A 20008-nucleotide genomic window follows, 5' to 3' on the forward strand; every position below is an offset into this window, starting at 1 on the left:
GGGGAGCGGCCGCGTCCGCCCCCGGTCCCCGTCCGCCGCTACCGAAGTACCGACCTCCGCGACTTCGGTAGCGACCCGGCTGCCCGAACCCCTCACGGGCGCCCCCGGCCGCTTACATTGCGGACATGACCCGCACGGACCGGCAGCGCTGGCTGCTCCCCTCCCACCTGGTCGAACCGGGCGGGAGCGGAGCGGCACGGCCCCGCCGTACCGTCCGCGACTGGATCGTGGACACCTCGCTCTTCCTGCTCGCCGCCCTCGTCGGCCTCGTCGCCGCCGACACCAGCGCGCAGTACACCAGCGAGACCGTCACCCTCCTCGACCAGCTCGCCGGCGCCGCCGCCTGCTGCGCGCTCTGGCTGCGCCGCCGGTGGCCGGCCGGGCTCGCGATCGGCCTCTCCCTGGTGAACCTGGTGGCCCCGGTCGCCGCCGGCGCCGTCCTCGCGAGCCTCTTCAGCGTCGCCGTGCGCCGTCCCTTCCGCGAGGTCGCCCCGATCGGCGCGCTCGCCGTCGCCACCTCGACCGCCCAGGCCTTCCTCCGGCCCGACCCCACCACCGGCCTCACGCTCTCCCTCGTCCTCGGCTTCGTCCTCATCCTGCTCGTCACCGCCTGGGGCATGCTCGTCCGCTCCCGGCGCCAGCTCGTCGAGGCCCTCAGGGAACGCGCCCGCCGCGCCGAGGCCGAGGCCGAACTGCGCGCCGCCCAGGCCCAGCGGCTCGCCCGCGAGGCCATCGCCCGCGAGATGCACGACGTCCTCGCCCACCGGCTCACCCTGCTCAGCGTCCACGCCGGAGCCCTGGAGTTCCGGCCCGACGCCCCGCCCGAGCAGATCGCCCGCGCCGCCGGCGTCATCCGCGACAGCGCCCACGAGGCCCTCCAGGACCTCCGCGAGATCATCGGCGTCCTGCGCGCCCCCGACGAGGACGGCGAGGGGAACCGGCCCCAGCCCACCCTCGCCACCCTCGGCGCGCTGGTCGAGGAGTCCCGCGGGGCCGGGGCGGAGGTCGTCCTCGACACCACCGTCGACGACCCGGCCGCGGTCCCCGCCGCCACCGGCCGCACCGTCTACCGCATCGCGCAGGAGGGCCTCACCAACGCCCGCAAGCACGCGCCCGGCACCCCCGTCACCGTCACCGTCCGCGGCCGCCCCGGCGAAGGGCTCACCGTCGACGTCCACAACCCGGCCCCCGCCGGACCCGTCCCGCACGTCCCCGGCTCCGGACAGGGCCTCATCGGACTCACCGAACGCGCCGCCCTCGCCGGCGGCCGCCTCGCCCACGGACCGGCCCCCGACGGCGGCTTCGCCCTGCACGCCTGGCTACCGTGGCCCCCATGACCATCCGGCTGCTCATCGTCGACGACGACCCCCTGGTCCGCGCGGGCCTCACCCTCATGCTCGGCGGCGCCGACGACCTCGCCGTCGTCGGCGAGGGCGCCGACGGCCGGGACGTCCCCGAACTCGTCGCCCGGCACGCCCCCGACGTCGTCCTCATGGACATCCGCATGCCCCACGTCGACGGCCTCACCGCCACCGAACTCCTGCGCGCCCGGCCCGGCGCCCCCGAGGTCGTCGTCCTCACCACCTTCCACGCCGACGAGCAGGTCCTGCGCGCCCTGCGGGCCGGCGCCGCCGGCTTCGTCCTCAAGGACACGCCGCCCGCCGAGATCGTCGCCGCCGTCCGCCGGGTCGCCGCCGGGGACCCCGTCCTCTCCCCGGCCGTCACCCGCCAGCTCATGACCCACGTCGCGGGCCGGCCGGGACAGCCCCGGCGCACCACGGCGGCCGACCGCCTCGCCGAACTCGCAGGCCGCGAGCGGGAGGTGGCCGTCGCCGTCGGCCACGGCCGCTCCAACGCGGAGATCGCCGCCGAGCTCTACATGGGCGTGCCCACCGTCAAGACGTACGTCTCCCGGATCCTGGCCAAGCTCGGCCTCAACAACCGCGTCCAGATCGCCCTCCTCGTCCACGACGCGGGCCTCCTGGACGCCGAGGACGGCGCGTAGGGCGGGGGCAGGGCGCGCGGAGCGTCCCGGCGTCGGGCGAAACCGCTGACAGAGCGCCCCTCGGCGGACCGCCCGGAGTCCTCGGCGGACCGCCCGGACCCCTTCGGCGCGTCAGCCGGAGCCCTCCACCCGCACCGGCCGCCCCTCCCGCCGTGAGCGTTCGCACGCCTCCGCGATCCGCAGCGCCGCCAGGGCCTCCCGCCCGTCGCACGGATTGGGCGCCGCGCCGCGCACGAGCCGTACGAAGGCGTCCAACTCCGCCTCGTACGCCGGGGCGAACCGCTCCAGGAAGCCGGGCCACGGCTTCTCCGGCGCGGGCGGTCCCTGCGGCTCCACCGAGACGAGCGGGGTGCGGTCGTCCAGGCCCACCCCGATCTGGCCCCGCTCGCCCGCCAGTTCCATCCGCACGTCGTACCCGGCGCCGTTGCGCCGGGTCGCGGTCGCCGTCACCAGCGTGCCGTCGTCCAGGGTGAGCAGCGCGGCGGCCGAGGACACGTCCCCCGCCTCCCGGAACATCGCCGGGCCCGCGTCCGAGCCCGCCGCGTACACCTCGACGACCTCCCGCCCGGTCACCCAGCGGACCGCGTCGAAGTCGTGCACCAGGCAGTCGCGGAAGAGCCCGCCGGAGAGCGGCAGGTACGCGGCGGGCGGCGGCCGCGGGTCGGAGGTCACCGCCCGTACGGTGTGCAGCCGGCCGAGCCGCCCCGACCGCACCGCCTCGCGGGCCGCCCGGTACCCCGCGTCGAAGCGGCGCATGAACCCCAGCTGGAGCTCCGTGCCCGCCGCCGCCACCGCGTCGAGCGCGGCGAGCGTCCCCGGAACGTCCAGGGCGATCGGCTTCTCGCAGAAGGCCGGCAGGCCCGCCCCGGCGGCGCGGGCGATCAGCTCCGCGTGCGCCGCCGTCGCCGAGGCGATCACCACCGCGTCCGGGGAGCTCCCGAGCAGCGCGGCCACGTCCGGCGCCGCCTCCGCGCCGAGCGCCCCCGCCACCCCGGCCGCCCGCGCGGGGTCCGCGTCCGCCACGACCAGGGACCCGACCTCCGGGTGGCGGGCCAGCACCCCCGCGTGGAAGCTCCCGATCCGTCCCGTACCGATGAGTCCGATGCGCATGGCCCCACCGTGGAGGCGCCCGCACCCCCTGTCAAGGATTTGTCAGGACAACAGGACGTCACGACTTCCCGTCATCGGGTTCCCGCCGTCCGCGCCCCGGGGCTACGCTCCCCCCGTGCCCCCGCAGTCCGGCTCCGCCCTCCCCCCGCTCTCGGTGGACCGCACCAGCCCGGTCCCCCTCTACTTCCAGCTGGCCCGCCAGCTGGAGAGCGCCGTGGAGGACGGGACGCTGGCCCCGGGCACCCTCCTCGGCAACGAGATCGACCTCGCCGCCCGCCTGGGCCTCTCCCGCCCCACCGTCCGCCAGGCCATCCGCACCCTCGTCGACAAGGGACTCCTGGTCCGCCGCCGGGGCGTCGGCACCCAGGTCGTGCACACCGGCGTCCGGCGGCCCCCGGAGCTCAGCAGCCTCTACGACGACCTGGAGGCCGCGGGACGGCACCCCGCCACCCGCGTCCTGGTCAACCGGCTCGAACCCGCCACCGGACCGGTCGCCGCCGCCCTCGGCGTACCCGAGGGCAGCGAGGTCCGCTACCTGGAACGGCTCCGCACCGCGCGCGGCGAACCCCTGGCGCACCTGCGCAACCACCTCCCGGCCGGGCTCCTGGAACCGGACACCGCGCTCCTGGAGACCACCGGCCTCCACCGGCTGCTGCGCTCCGCCGCGCTCACCCTGCACAGCGCCCGCCAGACCGTCGGCGCCCGCGCCGCGACCGCCGCCGAGGCCGCGCTGCTCGGCGAGGAGGAGGGAGCCCCGCTGCTCACCATGGAGCGCGTCACCTACGACGACACCGGCCGGGCCGTCGAGTACGGCTCCCACCTCTACCGGGCCGCCCACCACTCCTTCGAGTTCCGGCTGATGGCCCGTCCGTGATCCGGGGCGGGCCCCGCGGCGAGCCGCCCGACCCGCATGACCGATACTGCAATGCACGCCTGCAATGCGTGCAAAGGACACAAAGGAGGGCACGGCCTCGTGACCAGGCTTCGGACAGGAGGGGTACGCGCCGCGGTCGGCGCCGTGCTCGCACTCGCGCTGACGACGGCGCTCGCCGGATGCAGCAGCACCGGCGGCAAGCGGGCGGAGGACGCCCGCAAGGCCGCGCAGGCCCAGGGCAGGGCGGCCGTCGACACCCCCCGCTGGACCTTCGCGATGGTGACCCACTCGGGCGACGGCGACACCTTCTGGGACATCGTCCAGAAGGGCGCCCAGCAGGCCGCCGTCAAGGACAACGTCAACTTCCTCTACGCCCACGACGACGAGGCCCAGCGGCAGGCGCAGCTGGTCGACTCGTACATCGCCAAGGGCGTCGACGGCCTGATCGTCACCCTCGCCAAGCCCGACGCCATGAAGGCCGCCGTAGAGAAGGCCGTCAAGGCAGGCATCCCGGTGATCACCGTGAACTCCGGCGCCGAGCAGTCCAAGGCCTACGGCGCCCTCACCCACATCGGCCAGGACGAGACCGTCGCCGGCGAGGCCGTCGGCGAGGAGCTCGACAGGCGCGGGAAGAAGAAGGCGCTCTGCGTCCTGCACGAGCAGGGCAACGTCGGCCACGAGCAGCGCTGCGCGGGAGCGAAGAAGACCTTCGGCGGCGAGCTCGTCAACCTGTACGTCGACGGCACCAACATGCCCGACGTGAAGGCCTCCATCGAGGCCAAGCTCCAGTCCGACAAGGACGTCGACGCCGTCGTCACCCTCGGCGCCCCCTTCGCCGACACCGCCGTCCAGGCCGCGAAGAGCGCCGGCAGCAAGGCCGAGATCGACACCTTCGACCTCAACGCCAAGGTCGCCACCGCCCTCAAGGCCGGCACCCTCGGCTTCGCCGTCGACCAGCAGCCCTACCTCCAGGGGTACGAGGCCGTCGACCTGCTCTGGCTGTACCGCTACAACGCCGACGTCCTCGGCGGCGGCAAGCCGGTCCTCACCGGCCCCCAGATCATCACCGGGGAGAACGCCGCCGACCTCGTCGCCTACGCGGATCGGGGCACCCGATGAGCTCCACCGCCCCGCCGTCCGGCATCGACCACGTCGACGAACGCCTGCTGCGCACGACCCCGCTGAAGAAGCTCCTCGCCCGCCCCGAGCTGGGCTCGGTCGTCGGCGCGGCCGCCGTCTTCGTCTTCTTCGCGGTCTTCGCCGACAGCTTCCTGCGCCCCTCCAGCCTCGGCACCGTCCTCTACGCGGCCTCCACCATCGGCATCATGGCCGTCCCCGTCGCCCTCCTGATGATCGGCGGCGAGTTCGACCTCTCCGCCGGCGTCATGGTCACCAGCTCCGCGCTGGTCTCCTCGATGTTCAGCTACCAGATGACGGCGAACGTCTGGGTCGGCGTCGGCGTCTCGCTGCTCGTCACCCTGGCGATCGGCGTCTTCAACGGCGTCATGCTGACCCGCACCAGGCTGCCCAGCTTCATCATCACGCTCGGCACCTTCCTCATGCTGACCGGCCTCAACCTCGGCCTCACCAAGCTGATCAGCGGCACCGTCTCCACCAAGACCATCGCCGACATGGAGGGCTTCCCCTCCGCCCGCAAGCTCTTCGCCTCGCAGCTGACCCTCGGCGGGGTCGAGTTCAAGGTCACCGTCCTGTGGTGGTTCGGCCTGGTCGCGCTCGCCACCTGGATCCTGCTCCGCACCCGCTTCGGCAACTGGATCTTCGCGGTCGGCGGCGGCGCCGACGCGGCCCGCGCGGTCGGCGTCCCCGTCCACCGCACCAAGATCGGCCTCTACGCGGGCGTGGCCTTCTGCGCCTGGATCTCCGGCCAGCACCTGCTCTTCTCCTTCGACGTCGTCCAGTCCGGCGAGGGCGTCGGCAACGAGCTGATCTACATCATCGCGGCCGTCATCGGCGGCTGCCTGATCACCGGCGGCTACGGCTCGGCCATCGGCTCGGCGGTCGGCGCCCTCATCTTCGGCATGACCAGCAAGGGCATCGTGTACGCCGAGTGGAACCCGGACTGGTTCAAGTTCTTCCTGGGCGCGATGCTGCTGCTCGCGACCCTCCTGAACGCCTGGATCCGCAAGCGCGTGGAGGCCACCAAGTGACGACCGCGACCGCGCCCCTCGTCGAGCTCGACGACGTCAGCAAGTACTACGGCAACATCCGCGCCCTCGAAGGGGTCTCCCTGGAGGTCCGCGCGGGGGAGATCACCTGCGTCCTCGGCGACAACGGCGCAGGCAAGTCCACCCTCATCAAGATCGTCGCCGGACTGCACCGGCACGACGCCGGGACCTTCCGCATCGAGGGCGAGGAGGTCACCCTGGCCAACCCGCGCGACGCCCTCGACCGGGGCATCGCCACCGTCTACCAGGACCTCGCCGTCGTCCCGCTCATGCCGGTCTGGCGGAACTTCTTCCTCGGCTCCGAGCCGACGAAGGGCCGGGGCCCCCTCAAGCGGCTCGACGCCGGGCTCATGCGCGCCACCACCCGCGAGGCCCTGCTCCGCATGGGCATCGACCTGCGCGACGTCGACCAGCCCATCGGCACCCTCTCCGGCGGCGAGCGCCAGTGCGTGGCCATCGCCCGCGCCGTCCACTTCGGCGCCAAGGTCCTCGTCCTCGACGAGCCGACCGCCGCCCTCGGCGTCAAGCAGTCCGGGGTCGTCCTGAAGTACGTGGCCGCCGCCCGCGACCAGGGCCTCGGCGTGGTCCTCATCACCCACAACCCCCACCACGCCCACCTCGTCGGCGACCGTTTCGTCCTCCTCAAGCGCGGCACGACGGCCGGCAGCCACACCAAGGGCTCCGTCACCCTCGACGAGTTGACCCGGCAGATGGCCGGCGGCAGCGAGCTGGAGGACCTGCGCCACGAACTGGAACGCCCCTCCGCGACGTAACGGCCCCCGCACACCCCACCTGGCAGAATCGGAGCCGATGAGTACCTACCGTGACCTCGCCCACCGCGGCTCCGCCCGCGGCACCGTGCTGCGGACCGTGGGGACCCGGGAACGGCGCTCCCACCTGACGGCCCCCCGGGTGCCGACCGTCGGCATCGACATCGGCGGCACGAAGGTGATGGCCGGGGTCGTCGACGCCGACGGCAACATCCTGGAGAAGCTCCGCACGGAGACCCCGGACAAGTCCAAGAGCCCCAAGGTCGTCGAGGACACCATCGTCGAACTGGTCCTGGACCTCTCCGACCGGCACGACGTGCACGCCGTCGGCATCGGCGCGGCCGGCTGGGTCGACGCCGAGCGCGCCACGGTCCTCTTCGCCCCGCACCTCGCCTGGCGCAACGAGCCCCTCCGCGACGCCCTCCAGGGCCGGCTCGCCGTCCCCGTCATGGTGGACAACGACGCCAACACCGCCGCCTGGGCCGAGTGGCGCTTCGGCGCCGGACGCGGCGAGGACCACCTCGTCATGATCACCCTCGGCACCGGCATCGGCGGCGCCATCCTGGAGGACGGCCAGGTCAAGCGGGGCAAGTACGGCGTCGCCGGCGAGTTCGGCCACATGCAGGTCGTCCCCGGCGGCCACCGCTGCCCCTGCGGCAACCGCGGCTGCTGGGAGCAGTACAGCTCGGGCAACGCGCTGGTCCGCGAGGCCCGCGAGCTGGCCGCCGCCGACTCCCCGGTCGCGTACAACATCATCGAGCGGGTCAAGGGCCACGTCCCCGACATCACCGGCCCGCTCATCACCGAGCTCGCCCGCGAGGGCGACGCCATGTGCGTCGAGCTGTTCCAGGACATCGGCCAGTGGCTCGGCGTCGGCATCGCCAACCTCGCCGCCGCCCTCGACCCCTCCTGCTTCGTCATCGGCGGAGGCGTCTCCGCCGCCGACGACCTCCTCATCGGCCCCGCCCGGGACTCCTTCCGCCGCCACCTCACCGGCCGCGGCTACCGCCCCGAGGCCCGTCTCGTCCGCGCCCAGCTCGGCCCCGAGGCCGGCATGGTCGGCGCCGCCGACCTCGCCCGGCTCGTCGCCCGCCGCTTCCGCCGCGCCAACCGGCGCCGCGTCGAGCGGTACGAACGGTACGAGCGCTACGCCCAGGCCCTGCGCAGCGGGACCTCGGCCCGGACCGCCCGCACCCCCGAGGACCCCCCTTCATGACCCCGCCCCACCCGTCGTCCGCCCCGCCCCGCGCACCGCGCGAGCGGCTGCCCGAGGACCGCCGGCACATGATCCGCCGCCGCTGGCTGACGGCCGTCATCATCGTGCTCCTCGTCGGCATCCCGGCCGGCTACCTCGTCATCTCCGCGGGCCAGAGCCGCGACAGCGGCCGCGACAAGGAGCGCGAGTCCTCGGCGGCCGGCCTCCAGGACAACTGGCCCTCCCAGATGAAGCGCCGGGTCTTCGAGGTCCCGATCCCCTCCGGCGCCCGGGACGTTGCCTACTACGAGACCAGCAACTGGAAGACCAGCCGGCTCTACGTCCGGTTCACGACGACCGCCGCCGGCCTCGACACCTTCCTCGCCGAGTCCGGCGCCGCCCGCGCCCAGCTCACTCCGGGCCGGGTCACCATCGGCGAACGCGACCGCTCCATCGCCGCCTGGACCTTCCCGAACACCCCGGCCTGGTCGGGCACCACCGTCACCCGGGAGAAACCCCGCCCCACCACGGACATCACGGTCGACCTCACGGAACCGGCCTTCCCCCGGGTGTACGCGGTCTCCACGACGAGCCCCTGAACCGGCGGGGCGCGCGCCCCGCGCCCCGAAAGCCCCCTGGTCGGAGCGGAAGCGCCCGTGATAGACCGGACCGTCCGCCGCAGCCGCCCCGGGAGGTCACCATGCGCCGCCTCGCCGTCTTCCTCGCCTCCTCCGACGGACACGACCCGGCGTACGCCGAACTGGCCGCCGCGGTCGGCGCCGATCTGGCCCGGCGCGGGATCGGACTCGTCTACGGCGGCGGCCGTACGGGACTGATGGGGGTCCTGGCGGACGCGGCCCTGAAGGCGGGCGGCGAGGTCGTCGGCGTCATTCCGCGCAGCATGATCGAGCGGGAGTGGGCGCACGAGGGGGTGACGGAGCTGGTCGTCTGCGACTCGATGCACGAGCGCAAGGCGATCATGGCCGACCGCGCGGACGCCTTCGCGGCCCTGCCCGGCGGGCTCGGGACCCTGGAGGAGATCTTCGAGGTGTGGTCGTGGCGCCAGCTCGGCTTCCACGCCAAGCCCGTCGGCCTCCTCGACGCCGGGGGCTTCTGGACGCCGCTGCTCGGCGCCCTGCGCGGGATCTCCGGCACCGGGTTCCTCGCGGCGTCCACCCTGGACGACCTCGCCGTCGCCCCCGACCTGCCCGGCCTCCTGGAGGCGCTGGAGGAGCGGCTGCGCGGCGCCCACCGGCCCGCGCACGGCGGCCGGGACGTCGATCCCGTGCCCGGACTCGACTGAGGGCCGGGCACGGTCCGCGCCCGGTTCGCGCCATGAGCGGGGCCGGGGCACCTTCCGGATCCCGGTTGCGGAACGTCGTAACTTACCGGCGTTCACCCGGCCGCCCCCGGCCAAGGCCGCGTGGTCGCGCTCCCGCTCGTCGACGAGCGGCGTAGCGGCCGTCCAGGTCGTCCACGTGCCCGTCCGCCGGCAGGGGTGGGACAAGGGAACTCAGGGGCGGTAGACGAGCTCCATGAGGAAGGCGACGATGAGGAGCCACGCGCCCACGCCGAGCAACCACATGCTGTCGGCGATCACCCCCAAGGCGCCGACGGGCACGACCGCAGCGGCGAGGGCCACCGAAATGCGACGCACACGGCGGTCGGCGGACGTCCTCCCGTCGTACCTGTTCATAGCAGGACTGTAGGCCGAACGGGCCTCCGAGCAGGTCCTCGCGCCGGAAGTCTTCACGCTTCCCTGACGCCGAGGCCGGGCCGGTGTCAGGGAAGCGTGAGGAACGGGCCGACCGGCGCCAAGAAAACGCCAGGAGTGAACGGGTCTCTCGTCCTCGGGGCGCACGCTGAGCGGAGCCACACCCGAAGGGATCCGTCCGCATGACCGCTCCGACCGCTCCGACCGCCGAGAAGAGCGCCACCCCCGGCGCCGAACCGCCCGACGCCGAGAGCCGGCACAAGCTGACCACCCTCACCGGTCTCGCCGCGCTGTCGCTGGACGCGATGGCGTCGGTGGCGTACGGACCCGAGGCGATCGTCCTCGTCCTGGCGGCCGCCGGCGCTCACGGCCTCGGCTTCACCCTCCCGGTCACCCTGGCCATCGCGGGACTGCTCGTCGTCCTCGTCGCCTCGTACCGGCAGGTCATCGAGGCGTTCCCGGACGGCGGCGGCTCCTACGCCGTGGCCAAGGCCCATCTCGGCCGCCGTGCGAGCCTGGTCGCGGCCGCCTCGCTCGTCCTCGACTACGTCCTCAACGTGGCCGTCGCCGTCACCGCCGGTGTCGCCGCCCTCACCTCCGCCTTCCCCGGCCTCTACGACGACCGGCTGGTGCTCTGCCTCGGCGTCCTCGTGCTCGTCACGGCCGTGAACATGCGGGGCATCGTCGACTCGGCACGCGCCTTCATCGCCCCGACAGCCGTCTTCGTCGGCGCGATCATGGTGCTGGTCGTCGTCGGCCTGTTCCGTGACGCCCCCGTCTCCACGGCCGCCTCCGCCGGCCACCCCTCGGTGCTCGCCGACAACGCCACCACCGTGGGCGCCCTGCTCCTGCTGAAGGCGTTCGCCTCGGGTTGCTCGGCCCTCACCGGGGTCGAGGCGATCGCGAACGCGGTGCCGTCGTTCCGTACCCCGGCCGCCCGCCGGGCGATGCGCGCGGAGGTCGCCCTCGGCGCCCTGCTCGGCGTGATGCTGATCGGCCTGTCCGTACTGATCTCCCGCTTCGGGCTCCGGCCCGTCGAGGGCGTCACCGTCCTCGCCCAGCTCGCCGACGCCTCCCTCGGCCACAACGGGGCCTTCTACGTCGTCCAGTTCGCCACCATGGTGCTGCTCGCGCTCTCCGCCAACACCTCCTTCGGCGGTCTGCCCGTCCTGCTCAAACTGCTCGCCCGGGACAACTGCCTGCCGCACGTCTTCGGTCTCAAGGCCGACCGGCAGGTGCACCGGCACGGTGTGGTCTGGCTCGCCGTGGTCTCCGCCGCCCTGCTGGTCTTCTCCGGCGGCGACACCAACACCCTCGTCCCGCTCTTCGCGATCGGCGTGTTCGTCGGCTTCACGATCGCTCAGACCGGCATGGTGCTGCACTGGCGCCGGGAGCGCGGTACCCGCTGGGCCGCGAAGGCCCTCCTCAACGGCCTCGGTGCCGTTCTGACGGGTGTTTCCGCGATCGTCGTCACGACCACCAAATTCCTCGACGGCGCCTGGCTGATCATCGTCGCCCTGCCCCTCCTCGTCCTCCTCTTCGAGACCGTGCGCCGGTCGTACGGCAGGATCGGCCGGCGCCTCGGTGTCGGCCGGATCCCCGAGCCGCCGCACCGCGAGCGCTCCCTCGTCCTCGTTCCCGTCTCCTCCCTGACCCGGCTCACCAGCGAGGCCCTCACCGCCGCGGTCTCCCTCGGTGACGAGGTGCGGGCCGTCACCGTCTGCCACCCGGACGCCGAGGACCTGGCCGCCACCGAGGCCCTGGAGCGGGACTGGGCGCTGTGGGGTCCCGGCGTGCCCCTGATCCGGCTCCCCTCCGAGAAGCGCACGCTCGGCAGGCCCATCACCGCCTACGTGCGCGAGCTGCGCGCGGCCGAGCCGAACGCCCGGATCACCGTCCTGGTTCCCGAGGTGGAACCGGAACACCTGTGGCAGCGCCTGCTGCAGAACCAGCGGGGCGCGGTCGTCGCCCACGCCGTGCGCCAGGACACGGATGCCGCGGTCTGCCGGCTGAGGTTCCGGATCTGATCCCCCGGGCCCGCGGACGCAAGGCCCTGACGGGCCTGCGCGGCGCACCCCGGCGCGGCCGCCACCGGCGCGGGGCGGGGCGGGGCGGGAGGACGGTGATCGGGGCGTCACGGCCTGGGGCCGGGCGAAGGAGACCCCCGCTCCTCGGCGGCGCTCCCGGGCAGCCGCGGCTCCATCGGCTTCCGCGGCGCACGCGCAGGTGGCCACCGGTCTCCGCGAGCGATGGGCCCGACTTCCGGGGCCGTCCGCGGCACCGGCGCCTCGTACCGCGCGAGGTGGCCCTGATCCTCCTGACGCCGATCTCCGGCGCCCACGTCCCTAGCCGACGTGGACGCGGGGGCGGCGGTCCCGGTCGGGCTCCGCCTCGCGCAGGATCTCGCGGGTGACCGGGGCGACCTCGCCCTGGCCGAGGAGGAAGAAGCGCAGGAAGTTCCTGAACGGGTTGCCCTCGGTCCACTCGAAGTAGACGTGGGGGCAGGCGCCCGTGGTGTCGCGGATGTGCAGGAGGAGGGCGGCGATGGCGTTGGGCACGGAGGAGGACTCGACGGTCAGGACGCGGTAGCGGCCGTGCAGCACCTCACCGCGGACGGTGAGTCCGGCCTCGAACTCGGAGGGGTCGGTGACGGTCACCTCGACGAAGACCAGGTCCTCGGTGTCGGGGAGGTCGTTGTCGGCGCGGACCTGTTCGATCTTGGCTCGGTACTCGGCGACGTCGCGGGCGTCGGGTTCGTTGGCGACGAAGCGCGGCGTGCGGCGTGCGGTGTCCTGGACGAAGCGCCGGGCCATCTCGTCGAGCTCGATGTGGGTGACACGCACTTCGAAGGCGCGGCCGAGCCGGGAGAGGAGGGATATGAGGATGATGCCGGCGATGAAGCAGGCGCCGATCTTCACGCCGTCCGGTCGCTCGACGACGTTCACGACCGTGGTGTAGAGGAAGACGACGGAGATGACGCCGAAGCCGATGGTCCAGCCGCGCTGGCCCGCCTTGCGGGCGGCGATCGTCACCGCGATGGCGGCCGAGCAGATCAGGACCAGGACACCGGTGGCGTACGCGCCGCCCTGGGCGTCGACGTCGGCGTCGAAGATCCAGGTGACGAGGAAGGCGACGAGGGTGAAGACGATGACCATGGGGCGCACGGCGCGGGCCCAGTGCGGGGCCATGCCGTACTTGGGCAGGTAGCGGGGCATCAGGTTGAGCAGGCCGGCCATGGCCGAGGCACCGGCGAACCACAGGATGAGGATGGTCGAGACGTCGTAGACGGTGCCGAAGGCGTTGCCCAGGTACTCGTGCGCGAGATAGGCGAGCGCGCGGCCGTTGGCGTCGCCGCCGGACTCGAACTCCTCGTGGGGGATGAGCACGGTGGTGAGGAAGCTCGTGGAGACCAGGAAGACGCTCATGATCAGCGCGGCCGTCGTCAGGAGCTTCTTGGTGCCGCGGATCCGGCCGGCGGGCTTCTCCTCGGTGTCCCCCGGATCGCCCTTCACGTGCGGCATGACCGCCACGCCCGTCTCGAAGCCGGACAGGCCGAGCGCGAGCTTGGGGAAGACGATCAGGGCGACGCCGATCATGACGAAGACGTTGCCGTGCTCCTGGGTCAGGGCGGCGGACCAGTCCGTCACCACGTGGCCCTCGGTCACGACGTGCCACACGCCCGTGACCACGACGACGACGTTGAGCGCGAGGTACGTCCCGACGAGGGCGACGGCGACGCCGATGGCCTCCAGGAAGCCCTTGAGGAACACCGCGCCGAGCAGGGCGATCAGAATCAGGGTGATGACCAGCTGCTTGTCGTGGAGTGCGGACTCCAGGTGGGGGTTCTCCACCAGGTGGGTGGAGGCGTCCGCCGCCGACAGGGTGATCGTGATGAGGAAGTCGGTCGCCGCGAAGCCGAGCAGGGTGAGCACGAACAGCTTGCCCTGCCAGAAGGACAGCAGCCGCGACAGCATCGCGATCGAGCCCTCGCCGTGCGGGCTCTCCTCGGCCACCCGCCGGTAGACCGGCAGTGCGCCGGCCAGGGTCACGACCACCAGCACGACCGTCGCCACGGGGGAGAGCAGCCCGGCGGCCAGGGCCGCGATGCCGGGCTGGTAGCCGAGGGTGGAGAAGTAGTCGACGCCGGTCAGGCACATCACCCGCCACCAGGGCTGCCCCTTGTGCCCGGCGTCCGGGGCGGACTCCTCGGGCCGGGACGGCCTGCCCTTGCCCATGTCGGACAGACCCTCGAGCATCCACGCGCGCAACCGCCCGGACCCTTCGACGCGCTTGTCCTTCGTGGTGGCCATGAAGTGCTCCCGAAACTGCTGTTGAGGTGATATTTCCGGCCATCGCATGGATGGCCGAGTCAGCGTACGCACCGTCTGCCCGGCCATTCCGGGCGGGTGCGTCAGGGAAGCGTCAAGACGTGTCCGCGAGGCTCGCGGGCGTCCCGCCCCGGCCGGGAGGAGGACCGCGCCGGAGGAACCGGACCCGGTCCCCGGACGCGGCGCGCGCGTCGCCTCGATGCCGCCGGAGGAGGCCGGGCTCGTCACGGGCGACCCGGTCGGCCTCGCCGCGCTCGTGCCGGACGCCCCGGAGGCGCTACTCCAGGCCGGAGACCTTGAAGACGGAGCGCGTCGTCTCCCCGTGGACCCATAGCGAGAGACGCGCGAGGTCGGCGGTGCCGCGGGTGAGGAGGCCGCGCTGCCGGGAGACACGGGCGCCCGCTTCGATCCGTAGCCACAACGCCGGGTTGGCCAGGAGGACCCGGAGGTCGACCTCGGCCCGTGCCCCCTCCTCGTCCCGCAGGACCAGGCGCCGGGCGGTGCCCTCCGGCCAGGAGACCAGGGTGAGCCGGTCGATGCGGACCGTCCTGGTCAGCCACAGTCCCCGGACCACGAGCAGGTTCGGTGCGACACCCACGCGCGGGGGCAGCAGGACCACCAGCAGGAGTGCCGCCAGGGCGATCCACCCCACCGTGCCCGGCAGGGTCGGCCCGTGCGCGCAGGCCTCGACGCCCAGTGACGTCCCGAGCAGCAGTCCCGCGCACGCGAGGGCGGAACGTGCTTCAGCGGCCCAGTCGGCGTCGTGCAGTACGTCGTCGACCGGACCGGGGCCGGGACCGGAGCGGGGGGCGGGAAGCGGGGGCTGCATGACGCCGACGCTAGGTGCTCGGGACGGGGAGGGCCGGGCGGGGCTACGCGTCGTTTACGCGGCGGCGGGCAGATTTGACGTGCCGCTGACGGGAGAGGCCGCGGCCGGGTCCCGGACCCGCGAAGGCGGCTCCGCGTAGGGGACGCGTCAAGAGAAGCGCCGAAGGCGTCAGGGCGGCGTCAACGAAGGCGGCGATGGCTCGAAAAGGCTGTTTCCTCATCTCGTCCGAGAATCCGCTTTCCTTCTTCACCGGGAGCCCACGATGGCCGACCTGGCCTTCGTCGTCACCACGGTCGCGATCTTCGCGCTGGTGGCGTTCATCGCCAAGGGGGTGGCGAAGCCGTGACTGTCGAGAACGTCGTCGGTCTGCTCGTCGCCGCCGCCCTCCTTGGTTATCTCGTCCTCGCCCTCCTCAAGCCGGAGAGGTTCTGAGGCACGAGATGAGTCCTGTTCTTGCTGGTGTGCTCCAGCTTCTGGCCCTGGTCGTCGCCCTCGGTCTGTCCTACCGGCCGCTGGGCGACCACATGGCGGAGGTGTACTCCTCGGAGAAGCACCACCGGCCCGAGAAGTGGATCTACCGGGCGATCGGCGCGAACCCGTCGGTGGAGATGCGCTGGCCCGCCTATCTGCGCGCGGTGCTCGCCTTCTCCGCCGTGAGCGTGCTGTTCCTGTACCTGCTCCAGCGGGTGCAGGGGTCGCTGCCCGGCTCGCTCGGCTTCGTGTCGATCGATCCGGACCAGGCGTTCAACACGGCCGCGTCCTTCGTGGCCAACACCAACTGGCAGTCGTACTACGGCGAACAGGCCATGGGCCACGTCGTGCAGACCGGCGGCCTGGCGGTGCAGAACTTCGTGTCGGCGGCGGTCGGCATCGCGGTGGCCGTCGCCCTGGTGCGCGGCTTCACCCGCTCCCGTACCGGTGAGCTGGGCAACTTCTGGGCCGACCTGGTCCGGGGCACGGTCCGGATCCTGCTGCCGATCTCCGTCGTCGGCGCGCTCGTCCTGGTGGCGTGCGGCGCGATCCAGAACTTCTCCGGCATCCACGAGGTGGGGCAGTTCACCGGCGGCACGCAGCAGTGGAACGGCGGCGCGGTCGCCTCCCAGGAGGTCATCAAGGAGCTGGGCACCAACGGCGGCGGCTACTTCAACGCCAACTCCGCCCACCCCTTCGAGAACCCCAACGGGCTCTCCAACCTCTTCGAGATCTACCTGATCCTGCTCATCCCCTTCGCGCTGACGCGCACCTTCGGCCGCATGGTCGGATCGTTGAAGCAGGGGTACGCGATCCTCGGCGCGATGGCCGTCATCTGGATCGGCTTCACCGCCCTGATGATGTGGACCGAGTTCGCGGGCAGGGGAGCGGCCTTCGAGCTCGCGGGCGGGGCGACGGAGGGCAAGGAGACCCGCTTCGGCATCGGCGGTTCGGCCCTCTTCGCGGTGGCGACCACCCTGACCTCGACCGGCGCGGTCAACTCCTTCCACTCCTCCTACACCGGCTTCGGCGGCGGCATCACCATGCTGGGCATGCAGCTCGGCGAGATCGCGCCCGGCGGCGTCGGCTCCGGCCTCTACGGCATGCTGATCATGGCGGTCATCGCCGTGTTCCTCGCGGGCCTGATGGTCGGCCGCACCCCGGAGTACCTGGGCAGGAAGATCGGCACCCGCGAGATCAAGTTCGCCGCCTGCTACATCCTGGTCACCCCGGCGCTCGTGCTCTGCTTCACGGCGGCCTCGCTCGCCCTGGACACCCCGTCGCACTCGATGACCAACTCCGGCGCGCACGGCTTCTCCGAGATCCTCTACGCCTACACTTCCGGCGCCAACAACAACGGCTCCGCGTTCGCGGGCCTGAACGCCGACACCCAGTGGTTCAACACCACCCTCGGCATCGCCATGCTCCTGGGCCGCTTCCTTCCGATGGTGTTCGTCCTGGCCCTGGCCGGCTCGCTCGCCGAGCAGAAGCCGGTCCCGGAGACCGTGGGCACCCTGCGCACGGAGAAGCCGCTGTTCACCGGTCTCCTGGTCGGCACGATCCTGATCATCGCCGGTCTCACCTACTTCCCGGCGCTCGCGCTGGGACCGCTCGCCGAAGGGCTCGCGGCATGACCAACGACGTGAAGAAGCACGAGGACGCCATGTCCATCACGACCGCGACCGAGGCGCCCCACGGCGACCTGCCCGGGGGACACCCCTCACCCGGCCGGGTCGGTGGAGGCCTGTTCGACCCCAAGCGGCTGGTCGTCTCCCTCCCGGACGCGATCAGGAAGCTCGACCCGCGCGTGATGATCAAGTCGCCGGTCATGTTCGTGGTGCTCGTCGGCTCGGTGGTGACCACCGTCCTCGCCGTGAGGAACCCGGGTGACTGGTTCGGCTGGGCGATCACCGCCTGGCTGTGGCTCACCACGATCTTCGCCAACCTGGCGGAGGCGGTCGCCGAGGGCCGGGGCAAGGCCCAGGCCGACACCCTGCGCAAGGCCAAGACCGGCACCGTGGCGCGCCGGATCGTCGGCAAGGACGAGGAGAGGGTCCCGGGCACCGAGCTGAAGATCGGGAACCTGGTGGTCTGCGAGGCCGGTGACGTCATTCCCGGCGACGGTGACGTCGTCGAGGGCGTCGCGTCCGTGGACGAGTCCGCCATCACGGGCGAGTCCGCCCCCGTGATCCGCGAGTCCGGCGGCGACCGCTGTGCGGTCACGGGCGGTACGAAGGTGCTCTCCGACCGGATCGTCATCAAGATCACGACGAAGCCGGGCGAGACGTTCATCGACCGCATGATCGGCCTGGTCGAGGGCGCCGCCCGGCAGAAGACCCCGAACGAGATCGCCCTCAACATCCTCCTGGCATCCCTCACCATCGTCTTCCTGCTCGCGGTCGTCACTCTGAAGCCGTTCGCGATCTACGCGGGCGCCGACGGGCAGACCTCCCTGATCGTCCTCAGCGCGCTCCTGGTCTGCCTGATCCCGACCACGATCGGCGCACTGCTCTCCGCGATCGGCATCGCGGGCATGGACCGGCTCGTGCAGCGCAACGTCCTCGCGATGTCGGGCCGCGCGGTCGAGGCCGCGGGTGACGTGTCGACGCTGCTGCTCGACAAGACGGGCACCATCACCCTCGGCAACCGCCGGGCTTCCGAGTTCGTCCCGGTCGAGGGCACCACAGAGGCCGAACTGGCCGACGCGGCGCAGCTGTCCTCGCTCGCCGACGAGACGCCCGAGGGACGCTCGATCGTGGTTCTCGCCAAGGAGAAGTACGGCCTGCGCGAACGCCACCAGGGCGAACTGGCGCACGCCACCTGGATCGGGTTCACCGCCCAAACCCGTATGTCCGGTGTCGACGTCGACGGTGGGCAGACCCGTAAGGGCGCGGCCGGGTCGATCGTCAACTGGGTCCGTGAGCAGGGCGGCGAGGTCGCCGACGACGCCGACGCCCTGGCGAACGGGATCTCCGAGGCCGGTGGCACGCCGCTGCTCGTCGCGGTCAAGGACGAGAAGGGCGCGCGCGTCCTGGGTGTCGTCCACCTGAAGGACGTCGTCAAGGACGGCATGCGGGAACGGTTCGACGAACTGCGCCGCATGGGCATCAGGACCGTCATGATCACCGGTGACAACCCGCTGACCGCGAAGGCCATCGCCGAGGAGGCCGGCGTCGACGACTTCCTCGCCGAGGCCACGCCCGAGGACAAGATGGCCCTCATCAAGCGGGAGCAGGCGGGCGGCAAGCTGGTCGCGATGACCGGCGACGGCACCAACGACGCCCCGGCGCTCGCGCAGGCCGACGTCGGCGTGGCGATGAACACCGGCACGTCGGCCGCGAAGGAGGCCGGCAACATGGTCGACCTCGACTCCGACCCCACCAAGCTCATCGAGATCGTCGCCATCGGCAAGCAACTCCTCATCACCCGGGGAGCGCTGACCACCTTCTCCCTCGCCAACGACGTCGCGAAGTACTTCGCGATCATCCCCGCCATGTTCGCGGTGGCCTACCCGAGCCTGGACGAGCTCAACATCATGCGCCTGACCTCGCCCGAGTCCGCGATCCTCTCCGCCGTGATCTTCAACGCGCTGATCATCGTCGCCCTCGTGCCGCTCGCCCTCAAGGGCGTCCGGTACAAGCCGACCAGCGCCGACAGGATGCTGCGCCGCAACCTCGGGATCTACGGACTCGGCGGCCTCGTCGCCCCGTTCCTCGGCATCAAGCTCATCGACATGCTCCTCTCCCTCATCCCCGGAATCGGCTGACCCGCGATGAACAACTCAGCAGCGAACACGGGCCGCGTGCTCTGGGCGGGCCTGAGGGCCCTGCTCGTCCTGACCGTGATCACCGGCGTCCTCTACCCCCTGGCCGTCACCGGCATCGCCCAAGTGGCCTTCCCGGGCAAGGCGAACGGCTCCGAGATCGAGGACGCCGGCGGCGAGGTCGTCGGCTCCGAATTGATCGGCCAGCGCTACGACCTGCCGTTGGAGGACGGCGAGGAGACGCCGGCCCCGGACCTGCGCTGGTTCCAGCCGCGCCCGTCCAACGGCCTGGGAACCAACGGCGTCAACACTCAGTACGAGATCATCCTCTCCGGCGCCACCAACCGCTCCGGAGACAACGAGGATCTGATCACCTGGGTCGAAGACGCCAAGGCGGCCGTGGTCGAGGACAACTCGGTGAAGGGCTACACGGTGAAGCCCTCGGACGTGCCGGCCGACGCCGTCACCTCCTCGGGCTCCGGCCTGGACCCGCACATCTCCCCGGAGTACGCCAGGCTCCAGGTCCACCGCGTCGCGGAGAGGAACCACCTGTCCGTCGCGACGGTGGACGAACTGGTCGCCGACCACACCGACGACCGCGTCCTCGGCTTCATCGGCGAGCCCCGCGTCAACGTCCTGAAGCTCAACACCGCGCTCAAGGACCTGGCGGCCAAGGGCTGACGGCCTCGCCCCGGCAGGGGAGGAGACGGTGGTCCCGGAAACGGTCCGGGGCCGCCGACCCCCGCCCCCACGCCGTACGACA

18 protein-coding genes are annotated in these 20008 nt (G+C 72.3%); 14 read left to right on the plus strand and 4 right to left on the minus strand.

All coding sequences use genetic code 11. From position 1 onward, the window contains the following. Positions 1-125 precede the first annotated feature (125 nt). The gene (locus tag ADL08_RS26805) at positions 126-1337 is read left to right on the plus strand and encodes a sensor histidine kinase (protein WP_053647382.1); all 1212 of its coding nucleotides are present in this window, start codon (positions 126-128) and stop codon (positions 1335-1337) included. Beyond that, positions 1334-2005: a response regulator gene (locus ADL08_RS26810; protein WP_053647384.1), complete on the plus strand. Its 672-nt coding sequence runs from the start codon at positions 1334-1336 to the stop codon at positions 2003-2005. Before ADL08_RS26805 ends, ADL08_RS26810 begins: the two co-directional genes overlap by 4 nt. 111 nt (positions 2006-2116) lie before the next feature. Here ADL08_RS26810 and ADL08_RS26815 read toward each other — a convergent pair whose 3' ends face one another. Next, entirely contained in the window at positions 2117-3115 is a 999-nt protein-coding gene (locus ADL08_RS26815; RefSeq protein WP_053647386.1) for a Gfo/Idh/MocA family oxidoreductase, read from the minus strand. Between the two features lie 154 nt (positions 3116-3269). Here ADL08_RS26815 and ADL08_RS26820 point away from each other — a divergent pair, with 154 nt between their 5' ends. The 7 genes from ADL08_RS26820 (at position 3270) to ADL08_RS26850 (ending at position 9443) form a co-directional block, all read left to right on the plus strand. Continuing rightward, entirely contained in the window at positions 3270-3989 is a 720-nt protein-coding gene (locus ADL08_RS26820; RefSeq protein WP_053647424.1) for a GntR family transcriptional regulator, read from the plus strand. A gap of 99 nt (positions 3990-4088) precedes the next feature. Continuing rightward, the gene (locus ADL08_RS26825; RefSeq protein WP_078968397.1) at positions 4089-5108 is read left to right on the plus strand and encodes a sugar ABC transporter substrate-binding protein; all 1020 of its coding nucleotides are present in this window, start codon (positions 4089-4091) and stop codon (positions 5106-5108) included. After that, entirely contained in the window at positions 5105-6157 is a 1053-nt protein-coding gene (locus ADL08_RS26830; protein WP_053647390.1) for an ABC transporter permease, read from the plus strand. The genes ADL08_RS26825 and ADL08_RS26830 overlap by 4 nt, the downstream gene beginning before the upstream one ends. Next, positions 6154-6948 (plus strand): ATP-binding cassette domain-containing protein, encoded by a 795-nt coding sequence (locus tag ADL08_RS26835; RefSeq protein WP_053647391.1) that lies wholly within the window; start codon positions 6154-6156, stop codon positions 6946-6948. The genes ADL08_RS26830 and ADL08_RS26835 overlap by 4 nt, the downstream gene beginning before the upstream one ends. 37 nt (positions 6949-6985) lie before the next feature. Beyond that, positions 6986-8161: an ROK family glucokinase gene (locus ADL08_RS26840; protein WP_053647393.1), complete on the plus strand. Its 1176-nt coding sequence runs from the start codon at positions 6986-6988 to the stop codon at positions 8159-8161. Further along, positions 8158-8739 carry a hypothetical protein gene (locus ADL08_RS26845; RefSeq protein WP_053647395.1) on the plus strand — a complete coding sequence of 194 codons (582 nt, stop codon included), beginning with the start codon at positions 8158-8160 and terminating at the stop codon, positions 8737-8739. Before ADL08_RS26840 ends, ADL08_RS26845 begins: the two co-directional genes overlap by 4 nt. Before the next feature lie 101 nt (positions 8740-8840). Then, on the plus strand, positions 8841-9443 hold the full coding sequence (locus ADL08_RS26850; RefSeq protein WP_053647397.1) for a TIGR00730 family Rossman fold protein: 603 nt from the start codon (positions 8841-8843) through the stop codon (positions 9441-9443). Positions 9444-9653: 210 nt separating this feature from the next. Here ADL08_RS26850 and ADL08_RS26855 read toward each other — a convergent pair whose 3' ends face one another. Continuing rightward, positions 9654-9836, minus strand: a complete 183-nt coding sequence (locus ADL08_RS26855) for a hypothetical protein (protein ID WP_053647399.1) — start codon at positions 9834-9836, stop codon at positions 9654-9656. 200 nt (positions 9837-10036) lie between these two features. Between ADL08_RS26855 and ADL08_RS26860 the strand changes: the two genes are divergently transcribed. After that, entirely contained in the window at positions 10037-11881 is a 1845-nt protein-coding gene (locus ADL08_RS26860; protein ID WP_053647401.1) for an APC family permease, read from the plus strand. Between the two features lie 318 nt (positions 11882-12199). Here ADL08_RS26860 and ADL08_RS26865 read toward each other — a convergent pair whose 3' ends face one another. Together ADL08_RS26865 and ADL08_RS26870 are read right to left on the minus strand one after the other, a co-directional pair. Continuing rightward, positions 12200-14164: an APC family permease gene (locus tag ADL08_RS26865; RefSeq protein ID WP_053647403.1), complete on the minus strand. Its 1965-nt coding sequence runs from the start codon at positions 14162-14164 to the stop codon at positions 12200-12202. Positions 14165-14459: 295 nt separating this feature from the next. Continuing rightward, positions 14460-15011, minus strand: coding sequence for a hypothetical protein (locus ADL08_RS26870; RefSeq protein ID WP_053647405.1), 552 nt, complete (start codon positions 15009-15011; stop codon positions 14460-14462). Between the two features lie 342 nt (positions 15012-15353). Here ADL08_RS26870 and kdpF point away from each other — a divergent pair, with 342 nt between their 5' ends. Genes kdpF through ADL08_RS26885 form a run of 4 tightly spaced genes read left to right on the plus strand, consistent with a single transcriptional unit; the run spans position 15354 to position 19926 of the window. Continuing rightward, positions 15354-15443, plus strand: coding sequence for a K(+)-transporting ATPase subunit F (gene kdpF, locus ADL08_RS34870; protein ID WP_063885358.1), 90 nt, complete (start codon positions 15354-15356; stop codon positions 15441-15443). Between the two features lie 8 nt (positions 15444-15451). After that, positions 15452-17116: a potassium-transporting ATPase subunit KdpA gene (gene kdpA, locus ADL08_RS26875; RefSeq protein WP_053647408.1), complete on the plus strand. Its 1665-nt coding sequence runs from the start codon at positions 15452-15454 to the stop codon at positions 17114-17116. Then, a complete protein-coding gene (gene kdpB / locus ADL08_RS26880) occupies positions 17113-19248 on the plus strand; it encodes a potassium-transporting ATPase subunit KdpB (RefSeq protein WP_053647410.1) in 2136 nt (711 codons plus the stop codon). The genes kdpA and kdpB overlap by 4 nt, the downstream gene beginning before the upstream one ends. Positions 19249-19254: 6 nt before the next feature. Continuing rightward, on the plus strand, positions 19255-19926 hold the full coding sequence (locus ADL08_RS26885) for a potassium-transporting ATPase subunit C (RefSeq protein ID WP_053647412.1): 672 nt from the start codon (positions 19255-19257) through the stop codon (positions 19924-19926). Positions 19927-20008: the final 82 nt, after the last annotated feature.

The organism is Streptomyces sp. NRRL F-6492 (assembly GCF_001280125.1).
Lineage (GTDB): Bacteria > Actinomycetota > Actinomycetes > Streptomycetales > Streptomycetaceae > Streptomyces.

What these genes read in the sequence shown, in the direction of transcription:
- ADL08_RS26805 (WP_053647382.1), top strand. Translation starts at nt 126, where the DNA reads ATGACCCGCACGGACCGGCAGCGCTGGCTGCTCCCCTCCCACCTGGTC.
- ADL08_RS26810 (WP_053647384.1), top strand. Translation starts at nt 1,334, where the DNA reads ATGACCATCCGGCTGCTCATCGTCGACGACGACCCCCTGGTCCGCGCG.
- ADL08_RS26815 (WP_053647386.1), bottom strand. Translation starts at nt 3,115, where the DNA reads ATGCGCATCGGACTCATCGGTACGGGACGGATCGGGAGCTTCCACGCG.
- ADL08_RS26830 (WP_053647390.1), top strand. Translation starts at nt 5,105, where the DNA reads ATGAGCTCCACCGCCCCGCCGTCCGGCATCGACCACGTCGACGAACGC.
- ADL08_RS26840 (WP_053647393.1), top strand. Translation starts at nt 6,986, where the DNA reads ATGAGTACCTACCGTGACCTCGCCCACCGCGGCTCCGCCCGCGGCACC.
- ADL08_RS26845 (WP_053647395.1), top strand. Translation starts at nt 8,158, where the DNA reads ATGACCCCGCCCCACCCGTCGTCCGCCCCGCCCCGCGCACCGCGCGAG.
- ADL08_RS26850 (WP_053647397.1), top strand. Translation starts at nt 8,841, where the DNA reads ATGCGCCGCCTCGCCGTCTTCCTCGCCTCCTCCGACGGACACGACCCG.
- ADL08_RS26855 (WP_053647399.1), bottom strand. Translation starts at nt 9,836, where the DNA reads ATGAACAGGTACGACGGGAGGACGTCCGCCGACCGCCGTGTGCGTCGC.
- ADL08_RS26860 (WP_053647401.1), top strand. Translation starts at nt 10,037, where the DNA reads ATGACCGCTCCGACCGCTCCGACCGCCGAGAAGAGCGCCACCCCCGGC.
- ADL08_RS26865 (WP_053647403.1), bottom strand. Translation starts at nt 14,164, where the DNA reads ATGGCCACCACGAAGGACAAGCGCGTCGAAGGGTCCGGGCGGTTGCGC.
- ADL08_RS26870 (WP_053647405.1), bottom strand. Translation starts at nt 15,011, where the DNA reads ATGCAGCCCCCGCTTCCCGCCCCCCGCTCCGGTCCCGGCCCCGGTCCG.
- kdpA (WP_053647408.1), top strand. Translation starts at nt 15,452, where the DNA reads ATGAGTCCTGTTCTTGCTGGTGTGCTCCAGCTTCTGGCCCTGGTCGTC.
- kdpB (WP_053647410.1), top strand. Translation starts at nt 17,113, where the DNA reads ATGACCAACGACGTGAAGAAGCACGAGGACGCCATGTCCATCACGACC.
- ADL08_RS26885 (WP_053647412.1), top strand. Translation starts at nt 19,255, where the DNA reads ATGAACAACTCAGCAGCGAACACGGGCCGCGTGCTCTGGGCGGGCCTG.